The sequence below is a fragment of the Xanthomonas sp. SHU 166 genome, assembly GCF_000364685.1.
GTDB classification, from domain to species: Bacteria; Pseudomonadota; Gammaproteobacteria; order Xanthomonadales; family Xanthomonadaceae; genus Xanthomonas_A; species Xanthomonas_A sontii.
Map to the genome: position 1 here is coordinate 1 of NZ_AQOJ01000354.1, position 8,142 is coordinate 8,142.

Sequence of the window (8,142 nt, forward strand, 5' to 3'; positions counted from 1 at the left end):
GCCATGCGGCGAGGTGGTCGACCAGGCTACCGGCATCGGCGCTGTCGGCCTGCCAGCATTTGCGCTCGGCGTCGTAGCGCTCGCCCGCGTTCGGATACACCACCAGCGGCAACCGCGTCAGCGTCGCCAGATGACGCAACGCCGCAGTGGCCAGCGACGGCGCGACGCAGTTGACGCCGAGCGCGACCACCTGCGGGTGGCCGTCGAGCAACGCCACCACCTCGCGCAACGGCGTGCCGTCGCTGAGGTGCGCGGCATCGCGCAGGGTGCAGGCGAACCAGGCGACAACCCCAGGAAACTTCTCCAGCACCTGCAGCAAGGCCGCCATTTCCGCCAATGACGGCTGCGTCTCGCAGGCCAGCAGATCCACGCCGGCTTCCATCAAGGCGGCGATGCGCGGGCGGTGGAAGTCCCGCAATGCCGCCTGCGGCAACGTGTAGTCGCCACGGTACTCGGATCCGTCGGCCAGGCAGGCGCCATACGGACCGACCGAGCCGGCAACCAGCAACGGCCCCGCCTGCGGGTGCCGCGCGAGCTGCGCCTGCCGTGCCTGCTGCGCCAGTTCGACGCTGCGCGCGATCAAGCGTTGCGAGTGCGCGAGGTCGATCCCCCGCGCAGCGAAGCCCTGCGGCGTGGCCTGGTAGCTGGCGGTGATCGCGCACTGCGCACCGGCGGCGAAATAATCCTGGTGCACCTCGCGGATCAGGTCCGGCTGTTCCAGCAGGCTCTTCGCCGACCACAGCGGATCGCGCAGATCGCAGCCGCGACGCTCCAGTTCGGTGGCCAGCGCGCCGTCGAGCACCAGGCACCGGTCCTCGGCCAGCAGCGCGGCAAGCGGGTTGTGCGGCATGGCGGCCTCGCAGCGATGGAATGCACAGTGTCGCAGACGGCACGCGCAGCGGTGCGGCCGCACCGCTGCGCTATGCTTCTCCCATGGATTGCCCCGTTTCGCTCGCCCCGACTCAGCGCATGACCTTCACTACGCTGACACCAATGCTGCGCTGTGCCGACCTGACCACGGCACTGGCGTTCTATACCGAAACGCTGGCGTTTCGCCTCGACAGCGGCACGGTGGCGGCGGGCTGGGTGTCGCTGCGGCACGGTCCACTGGCGCTGATGCTGGCCACGCGACTGTCGGAGGACGATGCAACCGTCTCCGATGTCGCCTGCTCGCTGTACTTCCGCACCGACCAGGTCAATACCTGGTGGCAGCGGCTGCAGCCGCACGCGCGCATCGTCTATCCGTTGCAAGACTTCGACTACGGCATGCGCGAGTTCGCGATCCACGATCCGGACGGCCATCTGCTGCAATTCGGACAGGCGCTGTGCCGATGAGTCTGACCCTCGATGGCCTGCACCACGTGGCGATCATCGCCTCCGACTACGCGCGCTCCAAGGACTTCTATTGCCGCCTCCTCGGCCTGCCGGTGATCGCCGAGGTGTATCGCGAAACCCGCGACTCCTGGAAGCTGGACCTGGCCCTGCCCGACGGCAGCCAGCTCGAACTGTTCTCGTTCCCGACCCCACCGCCGCGACCGAGCCGCCCGGAAGCCTGTGGGCTGCGCCACCTGGCGCTGCGCGTGCGCGACCTGGACGCCGCCGTCGCGCACCTGCAGGCGCACGGCGTGGAGGTCGAACCGATCCGTGTGGACGAGTACACCGGCCGCCGCTTCACCTTCTTCGCCGATCCCGACGACCTGCCGCTGGAACTGTACGAAAGCGGCTGAACGCCCACCGCCGGCCACGCTGAACCGCATGCCGCAGTGCGGATTCCCAGCACCATACGCTTGGGTATACAGTCGGATCAGGCCGGCATCGCGCCGGCCGCACCGGACATCCCTCGGGAGGGGAACATGCGCACGACCTTCAAGACCCTGATGCTGGCCCTGCCGCTGAGCGCGGCGGCATTCATGGCGCACGCCGCCGACACCTCGCCGGTCGGCCGCTGGCAGACCATCGACGACGAAACCGGCAAGCCCAAGTCGATCGTGCAGATCGAACAGGCCGCCAACGGCACACTGAGCGGCAAGGTGGTCGAGATCCTGCAGTCCAACCACGGCCCCAACCCGATGTGCGACAAGTGCGACGGCGAGCGCAAGGGCAAGCCGATCAAGGGCATGACCATCCTGTGGGGCCTCAAGCCCGACGGCACCGCGGTATGGGACGGCGGCTCGGTGCTGGACCCGGCCAAGGGCAAGACCTACAAGGCCAAGGTCACCCTCACCGACGGCGGCAAGAAGCTGCAGATGCGTGGCTATATCGGCATTGAGGCCCTGGGCCGGACGCAGACTTGGATCAGGGAGTGACGGAAGCCGGGAATCGGGAGTGGAGAATCGGGAATCGTTAAAAGCGGCATCTGCCGGCCTGATCCCACCCCACTCCGACAAGGCGCCTGCAAAGGCGCCTTTTTCGTGGCCCATCAGATCGCAGGGCGGCGCTCTTGCGATTCCCCATTCCCGATTCCCCATTCCCAGCTCCATGCAATAATCCCCGGCCCCCAGAAACGCCGGCCGCCATGACCACCGCTCTCGTCACCACCGCCCTGCCCTATGCCAACGGACCGCTGCATCTGGGGCATCTGGTCGGCTATATCCAGGCCGACATCTGGGTGCGCGCGCGGCGGCTGCGCGGCGACCGCACCTGGTTCGTGTGCGCCGACGACACCCACGGCACGCCGATCATGCTGGCCGCGGAGAAGGCCGGGGTCACCCCGGAGAGCTTCATCGCCGCCATCCAGGCCAGCCACGAGCGCGATTTCGCCGCGTTCGGCGTGGCCTTCGACCATTACGACTCGACCAACTCGGACGCCAACCGCGCCCTGACCGAGGCGTTCTACGCCAAGCTCGACGCCGGCGGCCACATCGCGCGGCGCTCGGTGGCGCAGTTCTACGACCCGGCCAAGGGCATGTTCCTGCCCGACCGCTACATCAAGGGCATCTGCCCGAACTGCGGCAGCGCCGACCAGTACGGCGACAACTGCGAGGTCTGCGGCGCCACCTATTCCCCGACCGAACTGAAGGAGCCCAAGTCGGTGATCTCCGGCGCCACGCCGGAGCTGCGCGATTCGGAGCACTTCTTCTTCGAGGTCGGCCGCTTCGACGGCTTCCTGCGGCAGTGGCTTGCCGGCGACGTCGCCCTGCCCGGGGTCAAGGCCAAGCTGATGGAATGGCTGGACAGCGAAGGCGGCCTGCGCGCCTGGGACATCTCCCGCGATGCGCCGTACTTCGGCTTCCAGATTCCCGGCCAGCCGGGCAAGTATTTCTACGTGTGGCTGGACGCGCCGATCGGCTACCTGAGCAGCTTCCAGACCCTGTGCGCAAGCCTGGGCGAAGCGTTCGAGCCGCACCTGGCCGCCGGCACCGCCACCGAACTGCACCACTTCATCGGCAAGGACATCGTCAACTTCCACGGCCTGTTCTGGCCGGCGGTGCTGCACGGCACCGGCCACCGCGCGCCGACCCGGCTGCACGTCAACGGCTACCTGACCGTCGACGGCGCCAAGATGTCCAAGTCGCGCGGCACCTTCGTCATGGCCCGCACCTACCTGGACGTGGGCCTGGAGCCGGAAGCGCTGCGCTACTACTTCGCGGCCAAGTCCTCCGGCGGCGTCGACGATCTCGACCTGAACCTGGGCGACTTCGTGGCGCGGGTCAACGCGGACCTGGTCGGCAAGTTCGTCAACCTGGCCAGCCGCTGCGCAGGCTTCATCGACAAGCGCTTCGGCGGCACGCTCGCCGACGCGCTGCCGGATGCGGCGCAGTACACGCGCTTCGTCGCCGCGCTGGCGCCGATCCGCGAGGCCTACGAGCGCAACGACCCGGCCAGCGCGATCCGCCAGACCATGGCCCTGGCCGACGAGGCCAACAAGTACATCGACGAACACAAGCCCTGGGTGCTGGCCAAGCAGGACGGCGCCGAAGCGCAACTGCAGGCCGTGTGCACGCAGGGCCTGAACCTGTTCCGGGTGCTGGCCGCCGCGCTCAAGCCGGTGCTGCCGCGCACCTGCGCCGAGGCCGAGGCGTTCCTGTCGGCCCCGCTCACCGCCTGGGAAGACCTCGACGCCCCGCTGCTGGCGCACGCCATCCAGCCCTACGCCCCCCTGTTCACCCGTATCGACCCCAAGCTGCTCGACGCCATGACCGACGCCTCCAAGGACACCCTCGCCCCCACTCCAACTGCCGCGCCCCCCGCCAAGCAGGAAGCGAAGGCCACCACCAATCCCCAATCCCCAATCCCCAATCCCGGCCACATCGGCATCGACGACTTCGCCAAGCTCGACCTGCGCATCGGCAAGGTGCTGGCCTGCGAGTTCGTCGAAGGCTCGGACAAGCTGCTGCGCTTCGAACTGGACGCCGGCGAGCTGGGCAAGCGGCAGATCTTCTCCGGCATCCGCGGCAGCTACGGCGAGCCGGAAAAGCTGGTCGGCCGCAACGTGGTGTTCATCGCCAACCTCGCCCCGCGCAAGATGCGCTTCGGCCTCAGCGAGGGCATGATCCTGTCGGCCGGCTTCGACGGCGGCGCCCTGGCCCTGCTCGACGCCGACAGCGGCGCGCAGCCGGGCATGCCGGTGCGGTAAGGCCGGGAAAGGAGAATCGGGAATCGGGAATCGCAGAGCTGCAGCCCGCCGCCAGACCCGCTTTTACGATTCCCGTTTCCCCATTCCCCATTCCCATGGACCTGGCCCTATTCGACTTCGACCACACGGTCACCACCGCCGATACCTATTCGGGATTCCTGCGCCGTGTGGCCACGCCGGCGCAGCAGGCGCGGGCGCGCTGGGCGGTCGGGCCGTGGCTGGCCGGCTATCGGCTGGGCCTGGTGTCGGCGGCGACGTTGCGCACGCGGGTCACCCGGCTGGTGTTCGCCGGACGCGACGCAGACGAGATCGCCCGCGAGGCCGAGCGCTATGCGCACGAGGCGCTGCCGCCGCTGCTGCGACCGGACATGATGCAGCGGATCGCCTGGCACCAGGCCCAGGGGCACACCGTGGTGCTGGTCTCCGGTTCGCTGGATCTGTATCTGCGGCCCTGGTGCACGCAACATGGGCTGGGCCTGATCTGCAACCGCCTGGAAGTGCAGGATGGGCGCCTGACCGGCCGCTATCGCCACGGCGACTGCGGACCCCGCAAGGCCGCGCTGATCAGCATGCAGTCTCCCATCCCACATGCTCCCCGACCAGTATGACCGCCACGACGCACATTCCACCCTTGCCGCAGCCGTCCGCACCACGCCGGCCGGACCGCGCTGCGCGCATTGCCCTGGTCATCCTGTCCATCGCCGCGCTGCTGGTGCTGGCCTGCGTGGCGGTTGGCGTCGCCCTGTGGTGGCAGCACCACGACCGCATCAGGAGCAGCGACGATGCCCAGGTCGCTTCCACATCGCCTCCCGCCGCGCAAGTCATCGTGCTCGCCCGCTTCAAGCATGAGGACCCCGTGGCGATCCGCATCTGGCAGCGTGCCCTGGTCAGCCCGCCGCAGGCGCCAGGCGTCCAGGTGCCCGGTGTCGTCACCGTGGTCATTCCCCAGGCGGACGAGCCCGCGTCGGCGCAAGGCAACGCCGTGAAAGTCGCGCGTCGCGATCTGGCGCGCATCCACCTCGATGCCACTCCCGCCGAGCGCGCGCTGTTCCTTCAAGGCATGGCAGTACGCGTACAGGTCGACACCGGCTCGGGGCGCTGAGCGCGCGCCATGCTGGCGTAGGCAGGCGGGTAGCAGTTCCGGCCTGAGCTTGGCGCGCCGCCGCCGGCCATGCCGCGCGACGCAGCCGCGCGCCAGCGACGAGCAAGGGTGTTGTGCGCCGGCGAGCGACGATGAACGAAGCCGCGGCGCCCAGGTGCCTGCGCGCCACGCGCTACAATGCGGCGACCGCTGCATGCCGCAGGTACCGACCATCCAGCGCGGATGCGCCGCGCCTTCTGTTGCCGCATGCCGTACCGCACGCGCCGCCCCTGCCATGACGCCCGCCCACGCCCCCCTGCTCGAACGCCTCGATCGCCTGCTGCCGCAAACCCAATGCGGCCAGTGTGGGTTCGACGGCTGTCGTCCCTATGCCGAGGCGATGGCCGCCGGCACGGCGCAGGTGGACCGCTGCCCGCCCGGCGGCGACGCCGGCGCGCGCGCCCTGGCGCGGGTGCTCGGCGTCCCCGCCCTGCCCTATGACCGCAGCCGCGGCACGCACACGCCGCCGCAGGTGGCGTGGGTGGTCGAGGCCGACTGCATCGGCTGCACCAAGTGCATCCAGGCCTGCCCGGTGGACGCCATCGTCGGCGGCGCCAAGCACATGCACACGGTGCTGGCGCCCTTGTGCACCGGCTGCGCGCTGTGCCTGCCGGCCTGTCCGGTGGACTGCATCGTCCTGCGCTGAGACAGACGCTTCAGCGCGAGCCCCACGGCGGGCGCATCCGGATCGGCACCCGCCGCGTATGTCCTGGTGTCATCCCACCGGAGCGCCGTGCATGCCGACGTCGACCGCCGCCTTCCCGCTCATCCGAGCGCACCTGCCGCTGGCCCTGGCCCTCGGCGCCGCCGCCCTGGTCGCCGCCGCGCCTGCGCGGGCGATGCTGCACTACGAGGGCATCGCCTATGCCGCCGACGGCAAACAGGTGCTGTACCGCGAAAGCCACTGGGTCCGCGAGGATGGCGCGCGCCTGGTGCTGTACCAGTGCACCGACGGCGCCGCGTTCGCGCGCAAGCGCGTGGACGACGGCAGCGCCGCGCCGGACTTCGAACTGGTCGATGCGCGCAGCGGCTACCGCGAGGGTGTGCGCCGCAGCGGCAGCGGGCGCGAGATGTTCAGTCAGGCCAAGGGTCAGGCCGAACGCCGCGCGCCGTTGCCCAAGAGCACCGAGGCGCAGGTGATCGACGCGGGTTTCGACGCCTACCTGCGCCAGCGCTGGGACAGCCTGGGCAGCGGCGGACCGCAGCGCATCGCCTTCGTGCTGCCCAGCGAACTGCGCACGCTCGACTTCCGCATCGCTCCCGGCCCGGCCGACGCCGAAGTGCAGCGCTACACCCTGAGCCTGGCCGCCTGGTACGGCACGCTGCTGCCCGACCTCAGCGTCGCCTACACGCGCAAGGACCGGCGCCTGCTCGAATTCCGCGGCGTCGGCAACATCCGCGACGCGCGCGGCCGCTACCCGAGCGTGCGCATCGAATTTCCCGAACGCCTGCGCGGCCAGGCCGACGATGGCGCCTGGCAGCAGGCGCTGCAGCAACCCCTGGTCGCGCAATGCAGCGCGCGCTGAGCCGCGCCGTCAGCGCATTCACGCCGGCCCGCGCCGCACCCGCTACAACCATGCCTGCGCATCGCCCGCGCATCGACGAGGACACCTCATGGCCAAGGCCTACCTGTGGTTCAACGCCGCGCTGTACGCGCTTCTGGCCGTCTGGTGCACGCTGCTGCCGGCGCAGACCGCCGCAGCGGTGGGCTATGTCGGCCTGGACCGCTCCGGCCAGTCCGAATACCTGGTCATCTACGGCGGCCTGCAATTGGGCATGGCCTTCCTGTTCGGCTACTTCGCCCGCACCGGGCAGTTGCGCACCGGCCTGCTCCTGGCACTGGCGTTCTACGTGCCCATCGTGCTCTACCGCAGCGCCAGCCTGCTGCGGCTGTGGCCGGTCGGCCCGACCACGACCGGCCTGGCCGCGTTCGAGATCGTCCTGCTGCTCACCGCGTGCGTATTGTGGCGGCGCCAGCGCGCCTGAGCGACGGGCGCGGCGAAAGCCTGTAGCATCGCGCCGACCTTCGCCACCGTCTCCCGGCATGACCGAGTCGCCCGATCACGACGAAGCAGGACAATTGCTGGTGGCCACCGCCACCGGCGACAGCGCCGCATTCGAACGCCTGTACCGCACCACCTCCTCGCGCCTGTTCGGCGTGTGCCTGCGCATCGTGCCGCAGCGCGGCGAAGCCGAGGACGTGCTGCAGGAAGTGTTCTCCTCGGTCTGGCGCAAGGCGGCGCAGTTCGACCCGCAGCGCGCGCGCGGCCTGACCTGGCTGACCATGATCGCCCGCAACAAGGCCATCGACCATTTGCGCGCACGCGCACCTGCGCGGCAGTCGGTGGCGCTGGACGACGCCGGTGAACTGCAGGACGAAGGCCGCGATCCGCTCGCCGATACCGAGTGGCGGGGGGGCGGGCGG

Annotated in this window: 10 protein-coding genes and 1 pseudogene; 10 read left to right on the forward strand and 1 reads right to left on the reverse strand. The window is 69.8% G+C overall.

Annotated elements, in window-relative coordinates; all coding sequences use genetic code 11:
* Positions 1 to 850, reverse strand: an 850-nt coding sequence (gene mmuM, locus D180_RS10210) for a homocysteine S-methyltransferase (RefSeq protein WP_017912718.1), incomplete at its 3' end; no start/stop codon positions are given.
* A 119-nt stretch (positions 851 to 969) separates the two neighbouring features.
* On the opposite strand from mmuM, the gene D180_RS10215 reads away from it, so the two are divergent.
* From D180_RS10215 to D180_RS10260, 10 genes and pseudogenes are all read left to right on the forward strand, one after another.
* Complete coding sequence (locus D180_RS10215; RefSeq protein ID WP_043090755.1) at positions 970 to 1,335, forward strand: VOC family protein; 366 nt, start codon at positions 970 to 972, stop codon at positions 1,333 to 1,335.
* A 2-nt stretch (positions 1,336 to 1,337) separates the two neighbouring features.
* Positions 1,338 to 1,727 (forward strand): VOC family protein, encoded by a 390-nt coding sequence (locus D180_RS10220; RefSeq protein ID WP_198526537.1) that lies wholly within the window; start codon positions 1,338 to 1,340, stop codon positions 1,725 to 1,727.
* Between the two features lie 126 nt (positions 1,728 to 1,853).
* Positions 1,854 to 2,306 carry a DUF2147 domain-containing protein gene (locus D180_RS10225; RefSeq protein ID WP_017910211.1) on the forward strand — a complete coding sequence of 151 codons (453 nt, stop codon included), beginning with the start codon at positions 1,854 to 1,856 and terminating at the stop codon, positions 2,304 to 2,306.
* A 209-nt stretch (positions 2,307 to 2,515) separates the two neighbouring features.
* Entirely contained in the window at positions 2,516 to 4,576 is a 2,061-nt protein-coding gene (gene metG / locus D180_RS10230; RefSeq protein ID WP_017912720.1) for a methionine--tRNA ligase, read from the forward strand.
* Positions 4,577 to 4,671: 95 nt separating this feature from the next.
* A pseudogene (locus D180_RS10235) lies at positions 4,672 to 5,142 on the forward strand (HAD-IB family phosphatase); the annotation flags it as partial.
* A gap of 38 nt (positions 5,143 to 5,180) precedes the next feature.
* Positions 5,181 to 5,678 carry a hypothetical protein gene (locus D180_RS10240; protein WP_156117211.1) on the forward strand — a complete coding sequence of 166 codons (498 nt, stop codon included), beginning with the start codon at positions 5,181 to 5,183 and terminating at the stop codon, positions 5,676 to 5,678.
* Positions 5,679 to 5,952: 274 nt separating this feature from the next.
* On the forward strand, positions 5,953 to 6,363 hold the full coding sequence (rnfB, locus tag D180_RS10245; RefSeq protein WP_017910214.1) for an Rnf electron transport complex subunit RnfB: 411 nt from the start codon (positions 5,953 to 5,955) through the stop codon (positions 6,361 to 6,363).
* Between the two features lie 91 nt (positions 6,364 to 6,454).
* The gene (locus tag D180_RS10250) at positions 6,455 to 7,243 is read left to right on the forward strand and encodes a hypothetical protein (RefSeq protein WP_017912723.1); all 789 of its coding nucleotides are present in this window, start codon (positions 6,455 to 6,457) and stop codon (positions 7,241 to 7,243) included.
* An 88-nt stretch (positions 7,244 to 7,331) separates the two neighbouring features.
* Positions 7,332 to 7,703 (forward strand): hypothetical protein, encoded by a 372-nt coding sequence (locus tag D180_RS10255; protein WP_017910216.1) that lies wholly within the window; start codon positions 7,332 to 7,334, stop codon positions 7,701 to 7,703.
* Between the two features lie 58 nt (positions 7,704 to 7,761).
* A partial coding sequence (locus D180_RS10260) for a sigma-70 family RNA polymerase sigma factor (RefSeq protein WP_017912724.1) occupies positions 7,762 to 8,142 on the forward strand: 381 nt, incomplete at its 3' end.